We start from the raw sequence: 25,934 nt of genomic DNA, 5'->3' as shown, positions 1-25,934 counted from the left end.
TAACTAATCTTCCTTCCTAATAATTAAAGTTTTTTCTTAACACTTTTTTCAAATTTATTTCTTGATAGCATAATTACTCGTTCACAGGTCTCACATTTTGCCTTAAAATCCATGCCAACTCTTAAAATTTTCCAGCTCTTTCCCCCACAGGGATGTGTTTTTTTAAACTCAACTCGATCACCAACAGAATAGTCTTTCGACATTTTAAGACCTCCTTTATTTTGATTCCCGTTTAAAAATACAAAAAATATTATGTTAAAAGCAGATAAAGCACCAGAATTAAGGAAACTACTAGAAAAATAACAAAAAGACACCCGGGATCCTTATAAAAAGGTTTGTCTGCATTCAAATGATAACTGAAACTGCCTTTTTTTCTTGCTTTTTTTAGATGTTTAATAGATTCAGAGTAATTACCCTCTTCTCTATAAATAACACCTAAATTATTATAGGCCGGCCCATATTCCTCGTCAATAGCTATTGCCTTCTGATAAAGCTTTTTAGCTCGCTTCAGATTTCCCATTTCTTTTGCAATACTGCCAAGGTTTGTTACTGCTGGTGCAAAATCAGGATCCTGTTCCAGGATTTGATTTAATAATGACTGGGCCTGATTAAGTTCTTTTCTGTAAATATGAATTACAGCCATTTTATTGAGAGCGGGAACAAAATTAGGCTTTTCATCTAAAAATTCTTCCAGTTTTTTAGCAGTTTTTTTTCTGCTTCCTCTCTCCATCAAATCAACACATTCCTGATACTCTTTTTTTTCTGCTTCTGGCAGCTGTTCCTTATAATATGATTCCTTCATATTCTCACCCACTTTTTATTTAACTTCAATTTAATATTATATCATAATTCTACCTTAAACTGCAAAAATGGCCCTCAACCGGGCCATTTGCAAATATCGAATCTATAAAAACATCTCTTTTATTCCATCTGGAGCTAAAATCTATTCTAATTAACTTATTCAAATCATCTTATCTCTAGAATTTAACTACCAATGAAGATCGGGATTTCGGGCTGCTTTTGTCTCATCAAGTTTTCTAACGGTTGTGGAGTGAGGTGCATTGTTAACCAGTTCCGGATCTTCTTTTATTTCCCGGGAAATAGTCAGCATGGTTTCTACAAAGTGGTCCAGAGTTTCGATGTTTTCGGTTTCTGTTGGTTCTATCATCATTGCTTCTTTAACCACCAGCGGGAAATAAATAGTCGGAGCATACTGATCATAATCTAATAGTCTTTTAGCTATCTGTAAGGTTGAAGCTCCCTCTTCTTTCTGGCGGCTGCCGGAAAGAACAAACTCGTGCAGACTATCTTCGGCATAGGGCAGCTCAAAATCTTTTTTGAGCCTGGCTTTTAAATAGTTAGCATTTAAAACAGCATTTTCAGTTGTCTTTTTAAGCCCGCTGCCGCCTAATGTTTTAATATAGGCCCAGGCTCTGAGCATAACTCCATAATTACCATAAAAACTGTGAACTTTTCCGATCGACTTTGGCCGCTGATAATCCCAGTAATACTTTTTTTCATCCTTTTTAAGCAGAGGCCGGGGTAAATATGGTGCTAAAAAATCCTTAACTCCAACCGGGCCAGAACCAGGTCCACCACCACCGTGAGGAGTAGAGAATGTTTTATGAAGATTAAAATGCATTAGGTCAAAATCCATCAAACCGGGTTTGGCATAACCCATAATTGCATTCATGTTAGCTCCATCATAATAAACCAACCCTCCTGCTTGATGAACCATCTCGGTTATTTTTAAGATATCTTCTTCAAAAATACCCAGCGTATTTGGGTTAGTCAGCATTAAGGCAGCTGTCTTTTCGTCTAAAGCTTCTGCCAGAGCATCTAAATCAACCATCCCACGCTCATTAGAAGCAATCTCAACTACCTCAAAGCCAGCCATTGTTGCACTGGCAGGATTGGTGCCGTGAGCCGAATCAGGTACTATGACCTTTGTTCTATTTTCTTCTCGCTCTTCAAAATATTTTTTAACTATCATTAAAGATACAAATTCACCATGAGCACCAGAAGCAGGCTGTAATGTTATCTCATCCATCGCACTTATTTCTGCCAGATCCAGTTTCAACTGATATAATATCTCGAGTGAACCCTGGAGCTGTTCTTCGGGCTGATAGGGATGAATATTTGTTAGCCCTGCTGTGCGGGCAACTCTCTCATTTCGTTTTGGATTATATTTCATGGTACAGGATCCGAGGGGATAAATACCGGAATCAACACCATAATTCATCTCACTTAAAGCAGTATAATGGCGTACTACATCTACTTCACTAACTTCCGGCAGTTCAAGTTCCTCTCTTAAATATCCATTTAATTCTGCTTCCAGATCACTTTTTTCCACCTCAAGTGGAGGTAGAGAATATCCTTTACGACCAGGACTGCTGTAATCTTTGATTAGTTTTTCCTCCACTTAAAGCACCTCCAGTTTTTTTACTAACTTATCCATTTCTGCTTTTGTTCTCTTTTCAGTTGTGCAGACCAAGATTCCATCTTCCCCGATATTTTTCAAATCATAACCAACTATTATATCTTCTGCCAGGAGAGCTTCCATCAGAACTGTGCTATCTTTTTCTGTTTTCAGCACAAACTCATTAAAGAAATTGTCTCGATTAAGAACTTCGAAATCGCTTAAACTGTCAATTTTTTTAGCTAAATAATGAGCTTTATGATAACACTGCTCACCAACTTCTTTAAGACCTTCTTTACCCATTGTCGACAGATAAATAGTGGCCATTAAAGCATTTAAGGCTTCATTGGTACAAATATTTGAAGTTGCTTTTTCTCTCCGAATATGCTGTTCTCTGGTCTGTAGGGTTAAGACAAAACCTTCTTTGCCATCAACATCAGTTGTTTTACCAACAATTCGTCCAGGCAGCTGTCTGAGCATCTTCCTATCATCTTTACAGGCCATAAATCCAAGGTTAGGACCTCCATAATTTAAGCCATTCCCCAGATTTTGTGCTTCTCCAACAACTATATCAGCTCCAAAATCAGCGGGAGCTTTTAATACTCCCAGTAAAATTGGATTAGCGATCACCAGCAGCAGTGTATTTTTGTTGTTTTTAATTATATTAGAGATTTCATCCATTTTTTCTAGAGATCCATAAAAATTTGGATACTGCAGAACCACCACCGCAGTCTGATCATTAATATTTTCTTTGATTTGAGCCGGGTCAATAATTTGCTGCTTACCCTTTAAATCAATAAATTCCAGGTCAGAGCCAGTTCCATAAGTTTTTATTACCTCTCTGTAAGCTGGATTTACAGTATCAGGAAGTAAAACTCGGGAATTGCCTGTAATTCTGGCAGCCATTGTTACAGCTTCTGCTGCTGCTGAACCACCGTCCAGCATCGAAGCATTTGCAATTCCCATCCCTGTTAAATCACAGATCATACTCTGATATTCATAAACTGCTTCCAGAGTTCCCTGACTTAATTCTGCCTGATAAGGTGTATAGGCAGTATAAAACTCGGACCGGGAAATTAAAGCATCAATTATTCCTGGCAGATAGTGGTCATAGGCTCCAGCACCTAGAAAAGAAATCTGTTGATCCAGACTTTTGTTTTTCCCGGCCTGAAACTGAGTTTTTCTCATTAACTCCAGTTCGGAAATACCAGGCTCAATATTTAAGCGGTCATCTGCTGATACTGCTTCTGGAATCATCTGAAAAAGATCTTTAACTGCTTTAATACCGATCTCCTGCAGCATTTTATCCTGTTCTGCTGCAGTATTGGAAATATAATCCATCATTATTCCTCCTCTATGAATTCAGCATACTCCTCTGCAGATAAAAGTTCATCTAATTCTGAATCATCAGCAGGATCAACTTTAATTAACCAGCCATCTCCATAGGGATCATCATTAATCAATTCAGGATTATCAAGCAAATTTTCATTAACCTCCAACACTTTACCGCTTACCGGGATAAAAGTATCCGATACAGCCTTAACAGATTCTAAAACACCAAAAGCATCATTTTTTTCAAACTCTTCCTCAGCTTCTGGAAGTTCTACAAAAACTATATCTCCTAGTTCATCCTGAGCAAAATCAGTAACTCCAATCACCAGATAATCTTCTTCTTCTCTAACCCACTCATGATCTTCTGAATAATATAAACCATCTTTTACACTCATTTTTTATTCCTCCTATTGTGTTATTATAAATTTAAATAGATTAAACTAAAAAAGTTAGCTTCCAGGCTGTTTTTGATTAAATATATGTAGCTCCTAGACAAAAGGACCTTTTAAAACCTCAGCTTTAACCATTCGCTTTCGAATCTTAATTTCAATTTCAGTCCCTGGTTCTGTATATTCCTTATTCAAATAGGCCAGACCAATACTTTCATTCAGGGTTGGGGAATAACTACCACTTGTTACTTCTCCAATTTTTTTTGATTCAGCATAGACCACATATCCATGCCGGGCCATTCCCCTGCCGGTAATTTTAAATGGAGAAAGTTTTCGCTGACAGCAGTTTTTTTCAATCTCTATTAATTTCTCTCTCCCGATAAAATCTCCTTTATCAACAGCAACAGTCCAATTTAATCCTGCTTCATAGGGATTAGTAGTTTCATCAATATCATTACCATACAGCGGGTATGTTTTTTCCAAACGCAAAGTGTCTCTAGCTCCCAGACCACAGGCCTTAAGACCAAAATCCGATCCAGCTTCCATTAGCCTGTCCCAAATTTTTTCTGCAGCTTCAGGCTCAAAATAAAGTTCATAGCCCAACTCTCCTGTATAACCAGTCCGGGAAATAATCATTTCAATTCCTGCTGCCTTAGCCTGCCTGAATCTGTAATAATCCAGAGAATTTAAATCAATATCTGTTAGTTGAGTTAGTATCTTTTTTGATTCTGGACCCTGCAGAGCAAGCATAGCATATTTATTTGAAAGGTTTTCAGCTTTTGTTTTTGCAAGCAGATGATCATTTATCCAATTAAAATCTTTTTCAATATTAGAAGCATTTACAACCATTAAATATTGATCTTCCTGCAGACAGTAAACTAACAAATCATCAATAATTCCCCCATCCGGCCTGCAGATAGGTGTGTAAATGATTTTACCTACCTCCAGCTTCTGATGATCATTTGTTATAATTTTTTGCAGTGATTTTGCAGCATTTTCTCCTCTGACAAGAATTTCTCCCATGTGGGAAACATCAAAAAGCCCAGCTTGATTTCTGACAGCCTGATGCTCCTCAATTATGCCGGTGTATTCAACCGGCATTTCCCAGCCTCCAAAATCAGTCATCTTAGCTCCTAAATTTTTATGTATTTGATTGAGCGGAGTTTTTTTCATCTTTTTTGGCCTCCTTTAAAAACATTTTACTTAGAGTTCTAACTTTAATATTTTTAAACAAATATTTTTGAACATAAATAAATTATAAATAATAATTAATCTTTATCAAATAAAACCTAATTTAATAAAATTAATGAAAATTATTTCCTTTATAAAAGCAGAAAACAGGAAGCCGGAAAGTAATCCGACTCCCTGTTCATAAATAACTAAAATATGTCCAGAGTTACGTCCAGCTGAATTCTTTTTGCCTGAGAGTTTCAGTTCCCCTTGCTCCTTCGGCGCCAATTATGGTCTCTCATCCAGCCTTCACCCGTTATAATTAAATTGTATGACTTAATTATATATTATTATTTTAAATATTGCAAAATTAAAACACAAAAGCAGTAAGTATTACGGCCACCAGCAGAGCGGGCAGCAAATTGCCTGCTTTTATTTTGCTGACTCCCAGCATATTTAAACCAATAGCTGTAATTAATAAACCTCCACTGGCTGTCATAATTCTGATCATATCTTCAGTTAAATAAACTGCTGCCCAGTCTGCAGCCAGAGTTATACTACCCTGGTACAGAAGAATTGGGATTGCTGCAAAAGCAACTCCAATCCCCGTACTGGCTGCAAAAGCAATTGAAGTTATCCCATCCAGCAGTGATTTAGTAAATAAGATGCTGGGATCACTATTTAGCCCATCCTGAATTGAACCCATAATTGCCATGGCACCTACACAATAAATTAAACTGGCCTGGACAAAGCCCTGAACAAAAAGATCATCATCTCCTCCAAATCTTTTTTTCAGGCTTTCCCCAAAATCATTTAGTCTTTTTTCCAGCTGCAGCAGTTCTCCGATAATTGCTCCAATAACAAGACTAAAAATAACAAGTAAGATATCTGGATCCTTCTCAATACTAAAAGCCATCTGCATTCCAATTAATATCACAGCCAGACTTATCCCGTGAATCACAGTTTTCTGCACTTTTTCCGGAAACTTCCCCCTGAAAAGCACCCCAACAGTGCTCCCGGTCAGGACAGAGGCTACATTAACAATAGTTCCTATCATTATTTATCACCTATCTACTCTCTTCTATATCTATTTGTTTCACATGAAACACTACTTTAGTTTTTTAACCAATTCTTTTAATTTATCAACACTATCCAATTCGATGGTCAGTAAATTGTTTTTCTTTCTCTGCTTGATTTTAACCTTTGTTCCTAAATTTTTCTCTAATTCAGATGCTGCCTGCTGCCAGGCCTGATCCAGCTCAGCTTTTTTCTCTTTTTTTTCTTTACCTTTTAAAGGGTTTTTTAGTTTTTCAACATAGTTTTCAGTTTCTCTTACTGTCAAATCCTGAATTATTATATTTTCACAGGCGGCAACCTGAGTTTCCTCTTTTTCTAGTGATAATAGAGCCCGGGCATGGCCAATGGTTATTGTTCCCCGCTGCAGGTGATTTTTAACTTTATCAGACAGTTTTAAAAGTCTGATCATATTTGAAACATTAGAACGGCTTTTACCAACCTGCTTTGCCAGCTCCACCTGAGTTATCTCAAAATTATCAAGCATCTCTTTATAGGCTCTTGCTTCTTCAACTGGATTTAAATCTTCGCGCTGTATATTTTCAATTAAAGCAATCTCCAGCATTTCCTGGTCATCAAAATTTCTAATTACAGCTGGCATTTTTTTGAGTCCAACCAGCTTTGAAGCCCGCCAGCGTCGCTCTCCCGCAACAATCTGATATTTTTCGGCTTTAATTTTCCGAACTGTAATTGGCTGAATTACACCTTTTTCCTGTATGGAATTAGCCAGTTCATTTAGGGCATCTTCATCAAAATTACTGCGCGGCTGAAAAGGATTGGGCTCAATTTGATCAATAAAAATTTCCTCAACTCGACTCTGATCCACATTCTCATCATTATTTATCAGGGCACTTAAACCTTTACCCAGTCTTTTTTTGCTCAAGAGAGATCACTTCCTCTGCTAATTTTCTGTATGCTTCTGCTCCTTTAGAGGAGGAGCTGTAATCAAGTATCGGTTTTCCAAAACTTGGTGCTTCGCTTAAACGAACATTACGAGGAATAATTGTCTCAAAAACTAGTTCAGAAAAATAATCTTTAACTTCATCTATTACCTGTTCCGATAGATTAGTTCTGGCATCATACATTGTCATTAAAACTCCTTCGATTCTCAGATCAGAGTTTAGATTTTTTCTGACAAGCTCAATAGTATTCATCAGCTGTCCCAGGCCTTCTAAGGCATAATATTCACACTGGATCGGAACCATAACACTATCAGCAGCCGTTAAAGCATTTAAAGTTAAGAGGCCAAGAGAAGGAGGACAGTCAATTATAATATAATCATAGTCCTGATTAAGTGTTTTTAATGATTTTTTGAGCCTGCTTTCGCGAGACATAATGGAAACAAGTTCAATTTCTGCCCCCGCTAATTCAATATTGGCAGGAATAATATCTAAATTTTTATTACTGCTCTGCAGTATTGCTTTTGCAGGCGGCTCAGATTCAATTAATAAATCATAGATTGTATATTCAACCTCTGATTTTTCTATCCCCAGTCCACTGCTTGCGTTCCCCTGAGGGTCAATATCAATTAATAAAACTCTGTTATTTTGTTCTGCCAGACCAGCACTTAAGTTTACTGCTGTGGTGCTCTTGCCAACTCCACCTTTCTGGTTGACAATCGCAATTTTTTTAGCCATTATTTCACCTCTTTGTCTTCTTTATTTAGAGAGTTTTATATAATATTCTATGCTATCCTGATCATCACTGCGTTCAAATTCGACACTGATCCCTGAATCTTTAATCTCAGAAATCCTTTTTTCTAATGAATTGGCAAAAAGCCGCAGATCATCGGAAATATGTTTAATCTTTTTCTTCTTTTTAACAGGCAGCTGCTGTTTTTCTATTAATTTTTCGCTTTCTCTAACATTAAGTTCTTTTTTGCTTATTTCTTCAACAACCGCCAGCTGTTCCTCAGCGGTCTCAAGTTTTAAGAGGGCTCTTCCGTGCCTTTCACTTAAATTAGCTGCCAATAATTTTTCTCTAATTTGATCAGGTAAATTTAAGAGGCGCAGTTTATTGGCAATAGTCGACTGACTTTTTGAAATTCTTGCTGCCAGCTCTTTTTGAGTTAAATTGAATTCATCTAAAAGCCTCTGATAAGCCCGAGCTTCCTCTAAAAAGTTCAAATCCTTCCGCTGCAGGTTCTCAATTAGAGCAATCTCTGCCATCTGCTGATTATTAAATTCTTTAATCACAGCTGGAATAACTTCTTTATTTAAAAATTTAGCTGCTCTAAGCCTCCGCTCCCCGGCAATTAATTCATAGCTGTTTTCCTCTTTAGCTTTTCGAACTGTAATTGCCTGAATCAAACCAAAGTTTTTAATTGACTGAGCTAACTCTTCGATTTCAGACTGCTTAAATTCCTGTCTGGGCTGAAAAGGATTGACTTTAATCTGATTTACATTGATTTCTACAATTTGATCCCTGTTATTTTCATTTTCCTGATTAAAAAAAGGAATTTTCATTAAAAATTACCCCCACATAGATTTATATTTCTCTAAACTAGCTAAATATCCTTTTTTAATATTAAAATAGAAGCTTAACCTAAATAGCTCCCATAGTTATTTCCCGGGAAATAACTTACAGGGGACGTTTTTTGGGTATTCCAGCCCGCCGGGGATATTTATTATCAGTTGGATCATTTTTTTCGACAATAATTAAATAGCGTTCAGCTTCCAATCCTGGTACATCAAGCTCTATACTTTCTTTAATTTCTGCGCCTAATGTTTCTAAGGCACTCCGGGCTTCCGTAATTTCTGCCTGATATTCCGGTCCCTTATAAAAATAGGCAAGTCCTCCAACTTTTAAAAAAGGGACTGCATATTCTAATAAAACATTTAAGGAGGCTACTGCCCGGGAGCAGACATAATCAAAAGAGCCCCGCCATTCTTCTAATTTGGCCAGATCTTCTGCTCTACCATGAGTAGCATCAATCCCCTTAAGTCCCAGTTTGTAAATTAACTGATTTAAAAAATTAACCTTTTTAGCTGAAGAATCAAGCAAATAAAAACTATCTCCAGGCAAAAATAATTTTAAAACCATTCCTGGAAAACCAGCTCCAGTACCAATATCAAGCCACCTTTTTCTGTCCTCAAAATCTACCTGATTTAAAATCACAAGGGAATCAAGGAAGTGTTTTTTTATAACTTCCTCAGGTTCAGTAATTGTGCTCATATTATATTTTTTGTTTTCCTCAAGAAAGAAAAGATAATATTCCCACAGCTGTTCGAGCTGTTCACTGCTGTAGGAAATATTTAAAACTTCAATCCCTTCTTTTAACTTTTGAATAAATTTCTGTTTATTGATCTCCATTCTGATCATCCTTTTGCTTTCTATTATACTGCTCTAAATAAATCATTAACGCAGAAATATCAGCAGGTGAAACCCCAGAAATCCTTGAGGCCTGGCCAATAGAAAGCGGTCTGATCTTATTTAACTTTTCTCTGGCTTCCAGACGCAGATTCTCTAATTGATTATAATCCAGTTCTTCTGGTATTATTTTTTCTTCCATTTTTCTGAACTGTTCAACCTGAGACTCCTGCCGCTCTATATATCCTTTATATTTAACCTGTACTTCAACCTGTTCCTGAACATCTTTTTTTACTTCCGGCAGATTTTCTGCAAAAAATTCAAGATCTGTATAGGAAATTTCCGGCCGGCGCAATAATTTTTCTAAACTAACTGGTTTGCTTAAATTACCACTTCCAAGTTCTTCTAATTTAGCTCTAACTTCTTTGGTTGGATTAACCTGATTTTCATCTGCTCTTAAATAAGTTAATGCTTTTTCTACAGCTTTTACTTTTTCCTGGTAATTCTGATATCTCTGATCACTGACCAGACCTATTTCTCGACCAAGTGAAGTTAGGCGCTGATCTGCATTATCCTGACGCAAAAGCAGCCTGTATTCTGCCCGGGAAGTCATAATTCTATAGGGTTCCGGGGTACCTTTAGTAACTAAATCATCAATTAAAACTCCAATATAAGCCTGAGATCTTTTTAAAATTAGAGGATCTTTATCCTGCAGACTCAAGGCTGCATTAATCCCGGCAATTAAGCCCTGACCGGCTGCTTCTTCATAGCCGGAACTGCCGTTGATCTGCCCGGCAGTATAAAGCCCTTTAACCTTTTTTAATTCTAAATCAAGTTTCAATTCTTCCGGATCCACACAGTCATATTCAATTGCATATCCCGGTCTCATAATTTCTACATTTTCTAAACCCGGGATAGTTCTTGCCATTTCAATCTGCACATCATAGGGAAGACTGGTAGAAAGTCCAGAAACATAATATTCGTCAGTTCCTAATCCCTCAGGTTCAATAAATAACTGATGTCTTCCTTTATCAGGAAAGCGGACAACCTTATCCTCTATAGAAGGGCAGTAGCGGGGTCCAACGCCATCAATTACACCACTAAATAATGGGGTTCTCATCTTATTATCACTTATTATTTTGTGAGTTTCTTCTGAGGTATAAGTTAAATAGCACATTGCCTGTTCTCCAGTTAGCGGATTAGATTCAAATGAAAAACTTAAACCTTCCTCGCCTGGCTGGGGTTCCATTTTAGAAAAATCCATAGATTTTTTACTGACTCGAGGTGGAGTACCGGTTTTAAATCTTCTCAGGTTAATTCCCAATTCCTTTAAACTACCCGAAAGTTTATTGGCCGGATACTGCTGGTTGGGGCCGGCATTAAATTCTGCCTCACCAATAATTATTCTTCCTTTTAAAAAGGTTCCTGTTGTTAAAATAACCTTTTTCCCCGGAAAAAAGACTCCAGTTTTAGTTACTACTCCCTTAACCTCGCCATTTTCAACAATAATTTCTTCCGCTATCTGCTGTTTTAAATCTATATTATCTTCCTGTTCTAAAACCTGTTTCATTCTTTTATGATATTCATCTTTATCTGATTGTCCCCGCAGACCGTGAACTGCAGGACCTTTGCTTGTGTTAAGCATTCTAATTTGAATCATAGTTTCGTCCATGTTTTTGGCCATTTCTCCACCCAGAGCATCAATTTCTCTAACTATATGAGATTTCCCGGGACCTCCGAGTGAAGGATTACAGGGCATAAATGCTACATGATCTAAACTAACTGTTAGGGTTAGTGTTTTTAAACCCATGCGTGCCGGAGCTAAAGAGGCTTCACAGCCTGCATGTCCGGCTCCAATTACAATTACATCATACTCCTTTGGATATTTATGAAAATCCATTATATCTCTCCCTTATATTAAAAATTATTTTCCAAGACAAAAATCATTAAATATTCTATCGAGAATATCATCAGCAACTGTTTCTCCTGTTATTTTGCCGAGACCATCAAGACAGTCTTTTAAATCGATGGTTAAAAAATCATAGGGCATATTTGTTTCATGTGAAACAATTACTCGTTCAATTGCTGCTTCAGCTTTAACTAAAGCATCCCGATGTCTGCTCTGAGTAATTACTGCTTCGGCATCTGTATCAATTTCTTCATCCAGAATTTCATCTAAAATATCAGCTTTTAATTCATTTAATCCTTCTTCTTCTAAAAGTGAGATCCAGAGCACACTGTGCTCAAAAAACTCTTTTTCTATTTTTTCTTTTTCTATTTTTGCCGGCAGGTCAGTTTTATTGACAATTATAATCACCGGCTTATCCTTAATTAATTTATATATTTCTCGGTCCACAGAAGTTATTCCCTGATTAATATCCAGCATAAAAAGAACTAAATCTGCCTTTGCTGCTGATTCTCGGGTCCGTTCAACTCCAATTTTTTCTACTTCATCTTTAGTTTCTCTGATTCCAGCAGTATCAATTATTTTTAAAGGAATTCCTTTTAAATTAACGAATTCTTCAATTACATCCCGAGTTGTACCCGGAACATCAGTTACAATTGCTCGTTTTTCTTCTAAAAAATAGTTTAACAGACTTGATTTGCCCACATTGGGTTTACCTACAATAACGGTTTTTAAACCTTCTTTATATATCTTTCCCTGTTTACTGCTTTTTAATAACTTTTCTATCTCTTCTTTTATATAATTAAATTTATCTCCCAGATCTGCAGGAGAAAATCCTTCAATTTCATCTTCTGGATAATCTATTGCTGCTTCCAGATGGGCAAGTATTTCTACAGCCTCTTCTTTTATCTGATCAACTTTCTGCGAAAGCTTACCATTTAATTGATCAACAGCCAGATCCAGACTTTTTTCTGTTTTAGAATTTATAATCTCAATAATTGCTTCTGCCTGAGCCAGATCAATTCTACCATTTAAAAAGGCCCGCTGTGAAAATTCACCGGGCTCTGCCAGGCGAGCTCCATATTTTAAAGTTAAATCCAGCACTGCTCTGAGGGGAGTCATTCCACCATGACAGTCAAATTCCAGTACATTTTCCCCGGTAAAAGAATGTGGCTTTTTCATCATAATTGCTATTACTTCATCGATAATTTTATCACTATCAGGATCCTTGATATGACCATAATGAGCTGTATAAGTATCCTGCTCAGAAATCCTTTTCCCTTGTTTAACTGAACTAAAAATTTTATCTCCAATTTGATAAGCCTGCGGTCCGCTGATCCTTATTTTTCCGGTTCCACCTGTACCAAATGGAGTTGCAATGGCTGCAATAGTATCTTCTTTTAGTATATCCATTTTATTAACACCTCCTAAAACATAACCCAGCAGAGAAATCCCTGCTGGGTTAATGATAAAATCCATCTGCTTCTTTTATTTTCTGTTAATGGATCACTGCACTATAAGCCAGCACAGTTACTTTATATATTAGATAATTATTAATTATCCAATGGTTCTATCATAACTTTACGGTAGGGTTCTTTCCCCTCACTGTATGATTTAACATTTTTATTTTCTTTGAGTTTAATATGAATAATTCTTCTCTCATGTGGCGGCATTGGTTCTAAAACAACTTTTCTCTGTTTTCTTTCTGCTTTGGCTGCCAGTCTTTCTGCCAGTCTTTCTAAAGTTTCCTGACGGCGGTCTCTATAACCTTCTGCATCAAGTAGAACTCTAAAATATTCTTCTAGCTCTTTATTAATATAGATAGAAGTTAAGTACTGCATTGCATCAAGAGTTTCTCCTCGATGACCAATTACTAAACCAAGTTCCTTTTCTCCTGTTAAATTATAAACTACCTGCTCATCATCACTTTTTGCTTCCATAATTTCTACACCAACATTAATCTTGGCTTTATTTAAAAGTGTTTCTAAGAATTCTTTTCCTTTTTTGACAGGATCAAAAATTTCCTTTACTTCTACAACAGCATCTTTGGTACCAATTAAACCAAGTAACCCTTTACTTCCTTTATCAATAACATTAATTTCTGCTTCTTCTCTGGTAATTCCAAGTTTAGTCAGGGCTTTTTCTACTGCTTTTTCTACATTTTTAGCTTCTACTTTTATGCTTTTCATTTTTATTATGCATCCCCTTTGATTCTGCTAGGTTCTTTGGATAAGAAATACTGCTGACCTACAGTAAATAAGGTTGATGTAAACCAGTATAATAAAACACCGGATGGTAATGAAAAACCAATAAATACAATAAAGAGAGGCATCATATACATCATCTTATTACTTTTGCCCTCTCCACCAGAAATTTTCTGGGTCATATGAGTCTGGCCTAACATTACAAGTGCATTTAAAAGAACAATTGCGATATCTGGCTCAGCTAAGGAACCATTAGTTATTGTTCCAATCCACAAAAAGGACTCAGCTGCCATTTTATCCCCTAAAGCAAAAATGGTTCTGTATAAAGGAATCAAAATAGCCATCTGAACAATCATTGGCAGACAACCAGCTGCTGGATTAACACCATGTTCCTGATAAAGTTCCATCATTTTTTCCTGCTGCTTTTCTTTATCATCTTTATATTCTTCCTGTATTTTCTGCATTTCCGGCTGGATTTCCTGCATTTCTCTCATTGAACGAGTCTGCTTAGCAGTTAAAGGATAAAGTACCAGCTTAATCAACAGGGTAAATATAATAATTGCAAGACCGTAATTACCAACAATATTGTAAATAAAATCTAGAGCATATGCCATTCCATTAATTAACCAATCAAACATTTAATAAATTCCTCCTATTCTACCGGATCATAACCACCTGAATTAAAAGGATGACAGCGCAAAATTCGCTTTAATCCCAACCAACCACCTTTTATAGCCCCATATTTTTGAATTGCCTGCCTTGAATATTCCGAACAGGTGGGACGAAAACGGCAGCTTTTTGGAGTCCAGGGTGAAATAATCTTTTGATAGATTTTAATTAAAAACAAAAATATTTTTTTCATTTTTATCACCTTAATTTAACCAGTTTCATAATCATTTTAATAATTATGTAAAAATAATAAAAAAGCCAACAAATTATTAACTCTTATGTAATTCAAATTATATTCATTTTTTTATACAGCTTTTTTACATCTTTTTTTAGATGCTGATAATTAAGTTGAATAACCGGCTTTCGGGCAATAAAAATTATATCATAACCTTTAAATTCTTTTTCTTGCTCAAACTCTCTAATAATTTCTCTCAATCTTCTTTTTAATTTGTTTCTAACCACAGCATTTCCAATTTTTTTGCTGACGGATAAACCATAGCGATTTTTTTTGCCTTTTTCATAATTCAAACAGTAAATTACCAGATTTCGAGTAGCATATGATTTTCCATTTTCATATACTTTTTTAAACTCCTTATTTTTTTTGAGACTTTCCACCAAATAACCTCCAGCTAAAATAATCCACAACTAATACAATTATTAATTCATACATTTAAAATTATATGCTATTTAGATAGTAGAGTCAAGCAAATTTAATCTTATCCACAAGATAAATTTTTTCAGCCTTTGTTGATAATTTGTTGATAATCTGTTATTATTAATATGGTTATTTCGAATTAAAAGTTAATCTTGACTGAGTTAATAGTTAAGAGGATATTAACAATTTGTTTATAAAATAATCAACAATGCCCTTAAATACAGAAAAATACACGTAGTTATCCACAATTACTTGGTTTTTTATCCACAAACTGTTAATAACAATTGTTCTTTGTGGATATCTTTTCTCTTTTTATTAACAAGTTTTTATTCTTTTTTTGAATTCAAAAAGTTATTTTACTGCTTTAACAGTAATCTTTAAACTTAGCTTTATGTGGATAACATCTTGACTTGTCCACAATTTTGTGGATAAAGTCCTATTTATCCCCGTTAATTGGGGATAACTTTAACTTAAGCACAATTTTTTTAGAATTACAGGAGGTATTTTATGTCTTTCTCGCAAAAAGAATTAGACCACATCTGGAAAAAAACATTAGAAAATATTAAAGAAAAAATTACAAATCCAAGTTTTAATACCTGGTTTTCCGAAACAAAAGCAGTAATGACCACCGCTGAAAATCAGCTCGTACTCCAGGTACCCAATAATTTTATTCAGGAATGGATAGAAAGTCAGTATACCGATTTAATTGAGGAAATATTAGAAGATCTAACAGGAAATAAATGGACTTTAATTCTTTTAACACCAAAAGAGGTTAAAAAATTTAAAGAAAATAAAAAAACTAATAATGTAGAAAATAAGGAAGATCAGGAAGCTGAAGTAGTTGAAGAAAATAATATAGAAGAATCAGAGTTAGAACAAAATGGTTTTAATCCCAAATATACTTTTGATACTTTTGTGGTAGGTAACAGCAACCGTTTTGCTCATGCAGCATCCCTGGCAGTTGCTGAAGCACCAGCAAAAGCATACAATCCTCTCTTTATCTATGGAGATGTGGGACTTGGTAAAACTCATCTTATGCAGGCAATAGCTCATTTTATTTTAAAAAATAATCCTGATTATAAGGTAGTTTATGTTTCATCTGAAACATTTACTAATGAATTAATAAATGCGATAAAAGATGATAATACTGTTAATTTTAGAGACAAATACAGAAATATAGATATTTTACTGGTTGATGATATTCAATTTTTAGCCGGTAAAGAAAGAACCCAGGAAGAATTTTTTCATACCTTTAATACCTTACATGAATCAAATCGTCAGCTTATTATATCCAGTGACCGACCTCCAAAAGAAATTCCAACTTTAGAAGAAAGGCTCCGTTCCCGCTTTGAATGGGGTTTAATCACTGATATTCAAAAACCAGATTTAGAAACCAGAATTGCCATTTTAAGAAAAAAAGCAGATATAGAAAATTTAACTATTCCAAATGAAGTAGTAATCTATATTGCAAATAAAATTCAATCAAACATTAGAGAATTAGAGGGTGCTCTGGTTAAGGTAATTGCTTATTCTTCACTTGTGGACAGGGAGATTGATGTTGATTTAGCCCGGGAAGCTCTAAAAGATCTGGTTAATAAAAAGAAGAATGAATCAATTGAAGTTAACATAGAAAGAATCAAAAAAATCATAACAGATGACTATAATTTAAGAATGGAAGATATGCAATCTAAAAAACGAACTCAAAATATAGCTTTTCCCCGGCAGATTGCTATGTATTTAAGCAGAGAATTAACCGATTTTTCTCTTCCTCATATTGGAAACGAATTTGGAGGCCGGGATCATACGACTGTAATTCATGCTCATAATAAAATCAAAGAAAAAATAGAAAATGAGGATGATTTTAGTAATAAAATAGAACGATTAATTGACACAATTAAACATGGTTAAACTAAATAAATCTGTTCTATTTCTCATTTTTAAAAGTCTTTTTTCTGTCTTTTTTTCTATCAACAATTTTTGTGGATAATTATCAAGGTGGCTGTTGATAGAATGTTGATAAATTAAAACTGTTAGTATGTGGATAACTCTTATCATATCAGCTAACATATTATCTACAGGCAAAATCAGGCTCTCATTAGTATAGATGGGCTTATCCACATATTCACAGCCCCTACTACTATTACTACTAGTTTTATTAATAAATTAACCATAATTATAGTTTTTCGATTTTGTTAATAACTTTTAATTTGGAGGGATCAACTTTGAAATTTTCAATTAATCAAAAGGTTTTTTATAATGCTTTAAACATAGTCAGAAGAGCTGTAGCAAAAAATCAAACCTTACCTATCTTAACAGGAATATTTTTAAGCTTAGAAAAAAACACTTTAACTTTAAAATCAACTGATCTGGAACTTGGTATTAAATATAACTTAAAAGTAGAAGGTCAAATAGATGGATCAATTGTCATGCCAGCTACTCAATTTTTAAATATTATTCGTGAACTTCCAGATGAGGAAATAAAAATAGAGCTAAATCAGGATAAATGGCAGCTGCAGATTAAATGTCTTAACTCTCTATTTAAAATCAATGGATTTGATCCGGATGAATTTCCTAATTTACCTCAGGTGGAAGAAAGTGCAAATTTTAATTTTCCTGCCAGTAAGTTTAAAGAAATGATAAAAAAGGTAAGAATCTCGACTTCAAAAGATGAAACTCAACCTGCTCTAACTGGAGCTTTGTTTGAAGTAGAAAAAGAAAAAGTAAAAATGGTTTCTACCAATACATATCGTTTATCCTATATTGAAGCTCCTCTAAAAACTAATGTTGATGAAAAAATAGCTGTTATCTTACCGGGAAGTACACTGCAGGAACTAAATAATCTTTTAGAAGATGAAGGCAGTGTAGATATTGAAGTTGACAGCAATTATGTTCGTTTTACATTTAATGGTATAGAAGTTATATCAAGGTTAATAGAAGGTAAGTTTCCTAATTATGAGCTGGTAATTCCGGATGAATCAAACAGCAAATTTAGGGCTGAACTTTCACAGCTGCAGGGAGCGGTAAAAAGAGCATCTTTAATTGCCAAACTTGATGCAAATATAATTAATATTTTTGCAGATGCAGGTTTGATGGAAATTAATTCAGCTGAAGGAAGTTCTGGTTATGCTCACGAAGAAGTAAAGATTGATCTGGAGGGTCCTGATCAGAAAATTAATATTGATGCAGGCTATTTTATTGATGTTTTGAAAGTTTTAGATGATGATGAGATTAATATAGAAATGATTGGGCCTTTAAATCCTCTGGTTGTAAAATCAGAATCAGAAGCTGGGGATAAGTTTATTTATTTAATTATGCCTGTTCGGTCACAATCATAAAAGAATTTAAAAAGTGTATTGGTCTGTGGAAATGTGGATAGTTATTCAGAGGGTACACTTAATGTAAATCAAGGAGGAAATTATAAATGGAAGCAGTAAATATAACAAGTGATACAATTAATTTAGATCAATTTTTAAAATGGGCTAATATCGTAATGAGTGGTGGAGAAGCTAAACATTTAATTCAGGCAGGAGAAGTAGAGGTTAATGGCGAAATAGAATTAAAGAGAGGAAAGACTTTAAAAGTTGGAGATATTGTTTCTTTAACAGCTGAAGATAAAAAATATAAAGTAAGTCGGGGATAATTAATGTATTTAGAAAGAGTTCTCTGCCGAAATTTTCGTAATTTTGAAGAGTTAATGATTGATTTAAATCCAAATTTAAATATTTTTCTGGGTGCCAATGGTCAGGGTAAAACAAATTTTTTAGAATCAATTTATTTAATGGCCACCGCTAATTCCCATCGAAGCAGTATTACTTCGGAAATGATAAGCTGGGAAAAAGAAAAAGCACTTGTTCAGTTGCTTTTAAGGCGCAGAGAAGGTAAAATAAAGTTAGCCATGCGTTTAGAAAAAAATGGACGTCAGGTTGAAATTAATGATAATCCTCTGGATAAAGTAAAAGAACTGCTGGGATATTTAAATGCAGTTTTATTTTCTCCTGAGGATTTAAAGCTAGTTAAAGAGGGTCCTTCTCACAGACGCGATTTTATAGATCTTGAGATTTCCCAGGTGAGCCGTTATTATAATCATCTTTTAAGTAAATATGATCATATATTAAAACAGAGAAATAATTTATTGAAATCAATTAGAGATGGTAAATCAACTGACAGAGAGATGCTTTCAGTCTGGGATGAACAGATTGCTGCGGTGGGTTCCAAAATTATTTTAAAAAGGGTAGAAGTTATAGATAAATTAAAAATTCTGGCCAGACTTTCTCAGCGTAAAATAACTGAGGGCAGAGAAAATTTGGAACTTGAATATGATATTTCTCTAAATAATTTTTCAAAAAAACTGGGAGAAGCAGAATTAAGAGAACTTTTTATAGATAGTTTGATAGCAAAACGGGATCAGGAGATTTCCCGTGGTTATACTGTAATTGGTCCCCATCGAGATGATCTTATTTTAAAGGTAAATGAGATGGATTTACGTAAATATGGTTCTCAGGGACAGCAGAGAACTGCTGCTTTAGCCTTAAAACTGGCAGAACTGGAATTTATGAAATCAGAGACCGGAGAATATCCCGTTCTGCTCTTAGATGATGTTTTTTCGGAATTAGATGGTTTAAGAAGAAAAGCATTGATTAATATTATAGCTGATAAAATTCAGACTATAATTACAGCAACAGATGGTGAAAATTTATCCGGACTTAAAAACAACTCCTATAATGTTTATCAGGTCAAAAAGGGGAGAATAAAAAAGAGGGTGAATTAGAGATATGTTTTTACATCTTGGTGATGGTTATATGATTCCATCAAAAGAAGTAGTATTAATTGGTGATTTAGAGAGTACGACTTCATCTGAGATAACTGAGGAATTTTTGGAGATTTCTGATGAAGAAGGATTTATTGTTGATTATTCGGGGGGAGATCCCCGTTCTTTTGTGTTGACAGGAGAGACGATTTATCTTTCAATGATCTCATCTAAGACACTTGGAGATAGAGTTGATAGATTTACAGAAGAAAATGGGGGATATTGATGGATATTAAGGACAGAAGTAATTATGAAGCAGAACATATACAGGTACTGGAGGGACTGGAGGCAGTTCGTAAAAGACCTGGAATGTACATCGGTTCTACAAGTATAGAAGGGCTGCATCATTTAGTATATGAGGTAGTTGATAATAGTATTGATGAAGCAATGGCTGGCTATTGTACAGAAATATCTGTTGAAATAAAGCCGGGAAATGTAGTTAAAGTTCAGGATAATGGACGTGGAATTCCGGTAGAAATTCATCCGAAGGTAGATAAACCTGCAGTAGAGGTGGTAATGACTACCCTGCATGCCGGAGGTAAATTTGGTGGAGAAGGCTATAAAGTATCCGGTGGTTTACACGGAGTTGGTGTTTCTGTAGTAAATGCACTGACTGAGTGGATGGAAGTCGAAATTGCCTGGAAAGACGGAAAAGTTTATAAACAGAAGTATGAAAGAGGGGTTCCCCAGCATGAGTTACAGGTAATTGGAAGCTGTGATAGTGAAGAGACAGGTACTACAATTGAATTTAAACCTGATCCTTTAATTTTTGAGGAAATAGATTTTGAATTTAGAATTCTGGCTCAGCGCTTAAAAGAGCTGGCTTTTTTAAATAAAGGAACAACAATTAAAATTACAGATAGCCGTCAGGAAGAACCTGAATCAGAAGAGTTTCATTTTGATGGTGGACTGGTTTCTTTTGTTGAATATTTAGCACAGAGTAAAAAACCTTTACTTTCTGAACCAATTTACATAGAAGATGAGGAAGCAGAAGGTTCAATTGAGGTTGCAATTATGTATCATCAGGGATATAATACCTCACTTTATACCTTTGCCAATAATATTAATACCAAAGAGGGTGGAACTCACTTAAGTGGTTTTAAATCTGCTACTACCCGGACTTTTAATGATTATGCCCGCAGTAAAAATCTTTTAAAAGATGATGATGATAATCTAAAAGGTGAAGATATTAGAGAAGGTATGATTGCAATTATCAGTGTTAAATTATCTGAGCCTCAGTTTGAAGGTCAGACCAAAACTAAACTGGGTAACAGTGAAATGCGGGGTTTCGTTGATTCTGCAGTTTCTTCATTTTTGAAAACATATTTAGAAGAAAATCCAAAGGTTGGAAAAGCAATTATTGAGAAAGCAATTAGTGCGGCTCAGGCGCGAAAAGCTGCCCGTAAAGCCAGAGATTTAACCAGAAGAAAAAGTGCTCTAACTTCTACAGCTCTACCGGGTAAACTTGCAGATTGTTCCCGTCGAAAAGCTGATGATACAGAAGTCTATATTGTTGAGGGTGACTCGGCTGGTGGTTCTGCTAAACAGGGACGTGATAGAGAGTTCCAGGCTATTTTACCGCTTAAAGGTAAAATTTTAAATGTAGAAAAATCACGTTTAAATAAAATTTTAAATAATGATGAGATCAGAGCTTTAATCACTGCCATAGGTACAGGAGTGGGCGAAGAATTTGATCTAAATAATATTCGTTATGATCGGATTATAATTATGACTGATGCAGATGTCGATGGAGCTCATATTAGAACCTTACTTTTGACCTTCTTTTATCGATATATGCGTCCTTTACTCGAAAATGGAAATATATATATTGCACAGCCGCCTTTATATAAGGTCAAAAAGGGTAGAAGAGAAGAATATGTTTATAATGATAAAGCATTGAAAGAGCTGCTGGAGGAGATAGGAAAAGATAGAGTTTCTATGCAGAGATATAAGGGTCTTGGTGAAATGAATCCCAGTCAGCTGTGGGATACTACTATGGATCCAGAAAATCGTATTTTACTCCAGGTAGATATAGAAGATGCAATCATGGCTGATGAGACATTCTCTATTTTGATGGGGGATAAGGTAGCTCCCAGACGTGAATTTATTCAAAAACATGCCCGAGAAGTTAAAAATCTCGATGTATAATTTTTTAGCTAATAAAAGATAAAGGTTGGTGAAATATTTTGGATCAAAAAGCAGCAAGAGTAAAAAAAATTGACATAGATAAAGAAATGAGAACCTCCTACCTCGATTATTCGATGAGTGTAATTGTAGGTAGAGCCTTACCTGATGTTAGAGATGGATTAAAACCTGTGCACAGAAGAATTTTATATGCCCTGGATGACCTGGGGATGACTCATACTAAACCACATAAGAAATCTGCCCGTATTGTCGGGGAAGTACTTGGTAAGTATCATCCTCATGGAGATTCAGCAGTATATGATACAATGGTCAGAATGGCTCAGGATTTTTCTTATCGCTATATGCTGGTAGATGGACATGGTAACTTTGGTTCTATTGATGGAGATAGTGCAGCAGCTATGCGTTATACAGAGGCTCGAATGGCTCCAATTGCCTCTGAGATGATGACTGATATCAATAAAGAAACGGTTGATTTTATCCCTAACTTTGATGAATCTTTAGAAGAACCTGAGGTTTTACCAGCCAGATTCCCAAATTTACTGGTTAACGGTACTTCCGGGATTGCAGTTGGAATGTCAACAAGTATTCCCCCTCATAATTTAGGTGAAGTGATTGATGGGGTTATAAAATTAATTAATAATCCAGAGATTACTACCAAGGAATTAATGGGAACTATTAAGGGTCCCGATTTTCCTACAGGTGGTCAAATTATGGGTCGAGGCAGTATTTACAAGGCCTATAAAAATGGGCGCGGTAAATTAACTGTGAGAGCGAAAACCAGAGTTGAAGATTTATCAATAAATAGAAAACAGATTATTGTAGATGAACTTCCCTATCAGGTAAATAAAGCTCGCTTAATTAAGAGAATAGCAGAGCTGGTTAAGGATGAAAAACTGGAAGCAATTTCTGATATTAGAGATGAATCAGATAGAGATGGAATGAGAATAGTAATTGAATTAAAAAGAGAAGCTACTCCCAAGGTAGTTTTAAATCAATTATTCAAACATTCCAGGCTCCAGGTTACCTTTAGTGTAATCATGATTGCTCTGGTAGATAAAGAACCAAAGGTCTTATCCTTAAAAGAAATATTAGAACATTACTTAGAACATCAAAAAGAAGTTGTCAGACGCAGAACCCAGTATGATCTGGATAAAGCTCTAGATAGAGCTCATATTTTAGAAGGTTATAGAATTGCTCTGGCAAATATTGATGAGATAGTAGAAATGATTAAAAATGCTGATGAAGTTGAAACAGCCAGAATTAATCTGATGGAAAACTATGAGCTTTCTGAAACCCAGGCAAATGCTATTTTAAGAATGAGACTGCAGAGCCTGACTGGATTAGAGAGAGATAAAATAGAAGCTGAATATGAAGATTTAAAGGAAAAAATAACATATTACAGATCCATTTTAGCAGATGAAGAAAAGTTATTAGAAATTATTGAAGAAGAAATTATGACAATTAAAGATAAATATAATGATGAGCGCAGAACTTCAATTATGAATAGAGTTACAGATTTAGAATTAGAAGATTTAATTGAAGAAGAACAAATTGTGGTAACTATGACTAATCAGGGTTATATTAAGCGGATGCCGCTTGATCTTTACCGCAGTCAGCGCCGTGGAGGTAAGGGTGTAATTGGTATTAGTACCAAAGAAGAAGATTTTGTGGAAAACATCTTTACAACCACTACCCACTATAAATTCTTGTTTTTTAGTAATCAGGGAAGAGTTTATAGATTAAAAGGTTATCAGATACCGGAAACGGGCCGACAGGCTAGAGGTACTGCAATTGTTAATCTACTGGAATTAGAAGATAATGAAAAAATTAATGCAGTAATTCCTGTTAAAGAGTTTCCAGAGGATGCCTATCTAATTATGGCCACTAAAAATGGTTTAATTAAAAAGACCGCTTTAGAGGAGTATGATACCAATTATACAGGTCTGATTGCTGTTAATTTAAGAGAAAATGATGAACTAATTGGAGTTAGAATTATTGAAGAAGATGAAAATATCTTCTTAATTACCCGTAATGGAAAAGCTATTCACTTCAATGAGTCTGATGTTCGCTCTGTGGGTAGAAATTCATATGGAGTTAAAGGAGTTAATCTGGCAGAAGACGATCAGGTAATAGATATGGGAGTAGATTCAGCTGGTGAAGAATTACTGGTAATTACCGAAAATGGTTATGGTAAAAGAACACCTATTTCGGAATATAGAATCCAGAATAGAGCTGGTAAAGGAATAATTACTGCTAATATTACTGAGAAAAATGGTAAACTCGCTGGGGCTAGAATTGTCGATGACAGCCTGGAAATGATGGTTATAACTCAGGATGGAATTATCATTAGAGTGCCTGCAGCTGAGATATCTACTACCGGCCGTAACACAATGGGAGTTAAGATAATTAATGTTGGAGAAGATGATAAAGTTGTATCTTTAGCCAGGATTAATGATGATATCTTAGAAAAAGAAGAAGTTGATGACCAGGAAGAAAAAGAAGAATTAACCCCAGAAGAAAAAGCTGAAGCTCGCTTTGATAGAATTGTTGAAAAAATAGATAGGGAAGAAGAGCAGGCTCTGGCTGAAGAAAATGAAGTTGAAGAAGATACAGAAGAAGATATAAAAGAATAACTATTAAAAATGACTCCACAAAATTTTCATTTTTGTGGAGTTTTTAAATTAAATTCATAAAGTGTAATTTATTTTACATTCAGAAGCAATAATTTATCATAAGATATAACTGAGTTAAAAAGTTGAGAGAAATACTCAAATTAATTTCAATAATTGTTAATTACTTTACATCATAATAATTTAGATTCGATATAATGTACTCAATAAGAAAATAATAATAAAAATTTATAAGACCTATAATTCCAATAATATTATAAGAGGTGATATAAGATGTTAAAAAGAGTAAAAAAATTAATTATTGAAGCAGCTGAGCTGGAAATGGAAGCAAGAGGTTATAAGCACAAAAAGTAGTTTTTTAGTAGAATAGTGATTTAAATTACTGTTTTAGTACAAACCTATAATTTTAAATAATATTATAAGAGGTGATAAACATGAGAAAATTTGAAGAAGTTGTTAATGAATTTGCTGAAATCGCTGCATTTGGATTTGGTGTTAGAGCCAATAAGAAAAATGATAATAGTGATGACTATATAGACTATCTTGGTTAAAACAATTAATAAATAAGTAACAGATAACTTTATAATTTTATAAGAGGTGATAATTATGATTAAAGAATTAACTAATCAATTAGTCAAGATGGAAGAAACTGCATTCGATCTTATGTTAAATAAGAAAGCTAACAATAAAAAAACAGATTCTTATATTGACTATTTTGGTTAAAACTAAAAATAAGGAATTTGATAATAATATGAAAAAAACAAATAAAAAATATAAGGACAATAAGAACTTCCTTTATAGTAGCCAGGAATAATTTTAATTATTCCCTGCTTGAAGGAAGTTTTTTTATATTTTCCTTGACACAGGTTATTATTGATGGTATTCTATTAATTGTCGCCGAAAAAGATATACTGATTTCTGGCCGACAAAATTATCTTAAAAAGTTCTTGACAAAGCAAAAGGAGACTGATAAGATAATAAGCGTCGCACAAATAATCTCCAGCAAAAATTGAGAGTTAAATTGATCTTAATCTGGAGGTTGAAAAGAACTTGAGTTTCAAACTTGAAAATTTCTCTTCTTTATATATATAAGAGAAAAGGCAGAGTTTTGAAGCGGAGAAAATTTTTAAAAGTTTTTCTAAAAAGTTCTTGACAAAGTGAGGCACAGTTGATAAGATATTAAATGTCGCTGATAAAAAATGCGGCAGAAACAAAAGAAGAAATT

At 34.7% G+C, this 25,934-nt stretch carries 25 protein-coding genes and 1 riboswitch; of the genes, 7 read left to right on the top strand and 18 right to left on the bottom strand.

Annotated elements, in window-relative coordinates; all coding sequences use genetic code 11:
* Positions 1 to 23 precede the first annotated feature (23 nt).
* The 17 genes from C7958_RS13150 to rnpA form a co-directional block, all read right to left on the bottom strand.
* Positions 24 to 203 (bottom strand): DUF951 domain-containing protein, encoded by a 180-nt coding sequence (locus tag C7958_RS13150; RefSeq protein ID WP_111573140.1) that lies wholly within the window; start codon positions 201 to 203, stop codon positions 24 to 26.
* A gap of 47 nt (positions 204 to 250) precedes the next feature.
* Positions 251 to 802, bottom strand: coding sequence for a tetratricopeptide repeat protein (locus tag C7958_RS13145; RefSeq protein WP_111573139.1), 552 nt, complete (start codon positions 800 to 802; stop codon positions 251 to 253).
* 186 nt (positions 803 to 988) lie between these two features.
* Positions 989 to 2,422, bottom strand: a complete 1,434-nt coding sequence (gene gcvPB / locus C7958_RS13140; protein ID WP_111573138.1) for an aminomethyl-transferring glycine dehydrogenase subunit GcvPB — start codon at positions 2,420 to 2,422, stop codon at positions 989 to 991.
* Positions 2,423 to 3,760, bottom strand: a complete 1,338-nt coding sequence (gene gcvPA, locus C7958_RS13135) for an aminomethyl-transferring glycine dehydrogenase subunit GcvPA (protein ID WP_111573137.1) — start codon at positions 3,758 to 3,760, stop codon at positions 2,423 to 2,425. It lies immediately after the preceding gene.
* 2 nt (positions 3,761 to 3,762) lie between these two features.
* Positions 3,763 to 4,146, bottom strand: a complete 384-nt coding sequence (gene gcvH, locus C7958_RS13130) for a glycine cleavage system protein GcvH (protein ID WP_111573136.1) — start codon at positions 4,144 to 4,146, stop codon at positions 3,763 to 3,765.
* A gap of 93 nt (positions 4,147 to 4,239) precedes the next feature.
* Positions 4,240 to 5,313 carry a glycine cleavage system aminomethyltransferase GcvT gene (gene gcvT, locus C7958_RS13125; RefSeq protein ID WP_111573135.1) on the bottom strand — a complete coding sequence of 358 codons (1,074 nt, stop codon included), beginning with the start codon at positions 5,311 to 5,313 and terminating at the stop codon, positions 4,240 to 4,242.
* A 226-nt stretch (positions 5,314 to 5,539) separates the two neighbouring features.
* A riboswitch (glycine riboswitch) is annotated at positions 5,540 to 5,623 on the bottom strand.
* A gap of 57 nt (positions 5,624 to 5,680) precedes the next feature.
* Positions 5,681 to 6,367, bottom strand: coding sequence for a DUF554 domain-containing protein (locus C7958_RS13120; protein WP_111573134.1), 687 nt, complete (start codon positions 6,365 to 6,367; stop codon positions 5,681 to 5,683).
* Between the two features lie 51 nt (positions 6,368 to 6,418).
* Positions 6,419 to 7,267, bottom strand: a complete 849-nt coding sequence (locus tag C7958_RS13115) for a ParB/RepB/Spo0J family partition protein (protein ID WP_111573133.1) — start codon at positions 7,265 to 7,267, stop codon at positions 6,419 to 6,421.
* Positions 7,245 to 8,021 carry a ParA family protein gene (locus C7958_RS13110; protein WP_111573132.1) on the bottom strand — a complete coding sequence of 259 codons (777 nt, stop codon included), beginning with the start codon at positions 8,019 to 8,021 and terminating at the stop codon, positions 7,245 to 7,247. The genes C7958_RS13115 and C7958_RS13110 overlap by 23 nt, the downstream gene beginning before the upstream one ends.
* Before the next feature lie 21 nt (positions 8,022 to 8,042).
* Positions 8,043 to 8,849: a ParB/RepB/Spo0J family partition protein gene (locus C7958_RS13105; protein ID WP_111573131.1), complete on the bottom strand. Its 807-nt coding sequence runs from the start codon at positions 8,847 to 8,849 to the stop codon at positions 8,043 to 8,045.
* 115 nt (positions 8,850 to 8,964) lie between these two features.
* Entirely contained in the window at positions 8,965 to 9,696 is a 732-nt protein-coding gene (gene rsmG / locus C7958_RS13100) for a 16S rRNA (guanine(527)-N(7))-methyltransferase RsmG (protein ID WP_111573130.1), read from the bottom strand.
* Positions 9,683 to 11,593 carry a tRNA uridine-5-carboxymethylaminomethyl(34) synthesis enzyme MnmG gene (mnmG, locus tag C7958_RS13095; RefSeq protein ID WP_111573129.1) on the bottom strand — a complete coding sequence of 637 codons (1,911 nt, stop codon included), beginning with the start codon at positions 11,591 to 11,593 and terminating at the stop codon, positions 9,683 to 9,685. The genes rsmG and mnmG overlap by 14 nt, the downstream gene beginning before the upstream one ends.
* 24 nt (positions 11,594 to 11,617) lie before the next feature.
* Positions 11,618 to 13,012 (bottom strand): tRNA uridine-5-carboxymethylaminomethyl(34) synthesis GTPase MnmE, encoded by a 1,395-nt coding sequence (gene mnmE / locus C7958_RS13090; RefSeq protein ID WP_111573161.1) that lies wholly within the window; start codon positions 13,010 to 13,012, stop codon positions 11,618 to 11,620.
* Positions 13,013 to 13,152: 140 nt separating this feature from the next.
* Positions 13,153 to 13,788 carry an RNA-binding cell elongation regulator Jag/EloR gene (jag, locus tag C7958_RS13085; protein WP_111573128.1) on the bottom strand — a complete coding sequence of 212 codons (636 nt, stop codon included), beginning with the start codon at positions 13,786 to 13,788 and terminating at the stop codon, positions 13,153 to 13,155.
* A 5-nt stretch (positions 13,789 to 13,793) separates the two neighbouring features.
* Positions 13,794 to 14,441 carry a YidC/Oxa1 family membrane protein insertase gene (locus C7958_RS13080; RefSeq protein ID WP_111573127.1) on the bottom strand — a complete coding sequence of 216 codons (648 nt, stop codon included), beginning with the start codon at positions 14,439 to 14,441 and terminating at the stop codon, positions 13,794 to 13,796.
* A 14-nt stretch (positions 14,442 to 14,455) separates the two neighbouring features.
* Positions 14,456 to 14,665, bottom strand: a complete 210-nt coding sequence (yidD, locus tag C7958_RS13075) for a membrane protein insertion efficiency factor YidD (protein ID WP_111573126.1) — start codon at positions 14,663 to 14,665, stop codon at positions 14,456 to 14,458.
* Positions 14,666 to 14,757: 92 nt separating this feature from the next.
* Positions 14,758 to 15,087: a ribonuclease P protein component gene (gene rnpA, locus C7958_RS13070; RefSeq protein WP_111573125.1), complete on the bottom strand. Its 330-nt coding sequence runs from the start codon at positions 15,085 to 15,087 to the stop codon at positions 14,758 to 14,760.
* Positions 15,088 to 15,634: 547 nt separating this feature from the next.
* On the opposite strand from rnpA, the gene dnaA reads away from it, so the two are divergent.
* The gene (dnaA, locus tag C7958_RS13065) at positions 15,635 to 17,035 is read left to right on the top strand and encodes a chromosomal replication initiator protein DnaA (RefSeq protein WP_111573124.1); all 1,401 of its coding nucleotides are present in this window, start codon (positions 15,635 to 15,637) and stop codon (positions 17,033 to 17,035) included.
* On the opposite strand, the gene C7958_RS13060 is transcribed toward dnaA, so the two are convergent.
* On the bottom strand, positions 17,009 to 17,245 hold the full coding sequence (locus C7958_RS13060; protein ID WP_111573123.1) for a hypothetical protein: 237 nt from the start codon (positions 17,243 to 17,245) through the stop codon (positions 17,009 to 17,011). The two genes, dnaA and C7958_RS13060, sit on opposite strands and share 27 nt — an antisense overlap.
* Positions 17,246 to 17,349: 104 nt before the next feature.
* Here C7958_RS13060 and dnaN point away from each other — a divergent pair, with 104 nt between their 5' ends.
* From dnaN to gyrA, 6 genes are all read left to right on the top strand, one after another.
* Complete coding sequence (gene dnaN, locus C7958_RS13055; RefSeq protein ID WP_111573122.1) at positions 17,350 to 18,462, top strand: DNA polymerase III subunit beta; 1,113 nt, start codon at positions 17,350 to 17,352, stop codon at positions 18,460 to 18,462.
* A gap of 86 nt (positions 18,463 to 18,548) precedes the next feature.
* Positions 18,549 to 18,767 carry an RNA-binding S4 domain-containing protein gene (locus C7958_RS13050; RefSeq protein ID WP_111573121.1) on the top strand — a complete coding sequence of 73 codons (219 nt, stop codon included), beginning with the start codon at positions 18,549 to 18,551 and terminating at the stop codon, positions 18,765 to 18,767.
* 3 nt (positions 18,768 to 18,770) lie between these two features.
* Positions 18,771 to 19,895, top strand: a complete 1,125-nt coding sequence (recF, locus tag C7958_RS13045) for a DNA replication/repair protein RecF (RefSeq protein ID WP_111573120.1) — start codon at positions 18,771 to 18,773, stop codon at positions 19,893 to 19,895.
* Between the two features lie 4 nt (positions 19,896 to 19,899).
* Positions 19,900 to 20,160 carry an extracellular matrix regulator RemB gene (remB, locus tag C7958_RS13040; protein WP_111573119.1) on the top strand — a complete coding sequence of 87 codons (261 nt, stop codon included), beginning with the start codon at positions 19,900 to 19,902 and terminating at the stop codon, positions 20,158 to 20,160.
* On the top strand, positions 20,160 to 22,082 hold the full coding sequence (gene gyrB, locus C7958_RS13035; RefSeq protein ID WP_111573118.1) for a DNA topoisomerase (ATP-hydrolyzing) subunit B: 1,923 nt from the start codon (positions 20,160 to 20,162) through the stop codon (positions 22,080 to 22,082). Before remB ends, gyrB begins: the two co-directional genes overlap by 1 nt.
* A 38-nt stretch (positions 22,083 to 22,120) precedes the next feature.
* Entirely contained in the window at positions 22,121 to 24,712 is a 2,592-nt protein-coding gene (gene gyrA / locus C7958_RS13030) for a DNA gyrase subunit A (protein ID WP_111573117.1), read from the top strand.
* The last annotated feature ends 1,222 nt before the right edge of the window (positions 24,713 to 25,934 follow it).

This window comes from Halanaerobium saccharolyticum (assembly GCF_003259895.1).
Taxonomy (GTDB): domain Bacteria; phylum Bacillota; class Halanaerobiia; order Halanaerobiales; family Halanaerobiaceae; genus Halanaerobium; species Halanaerobium saccharolyticum_A.
The sequence above is the reverse complement of the archived record's forward strand: the minus strand, read 5'-3'. Positions and strand labels throughout refer to the sequence as shown.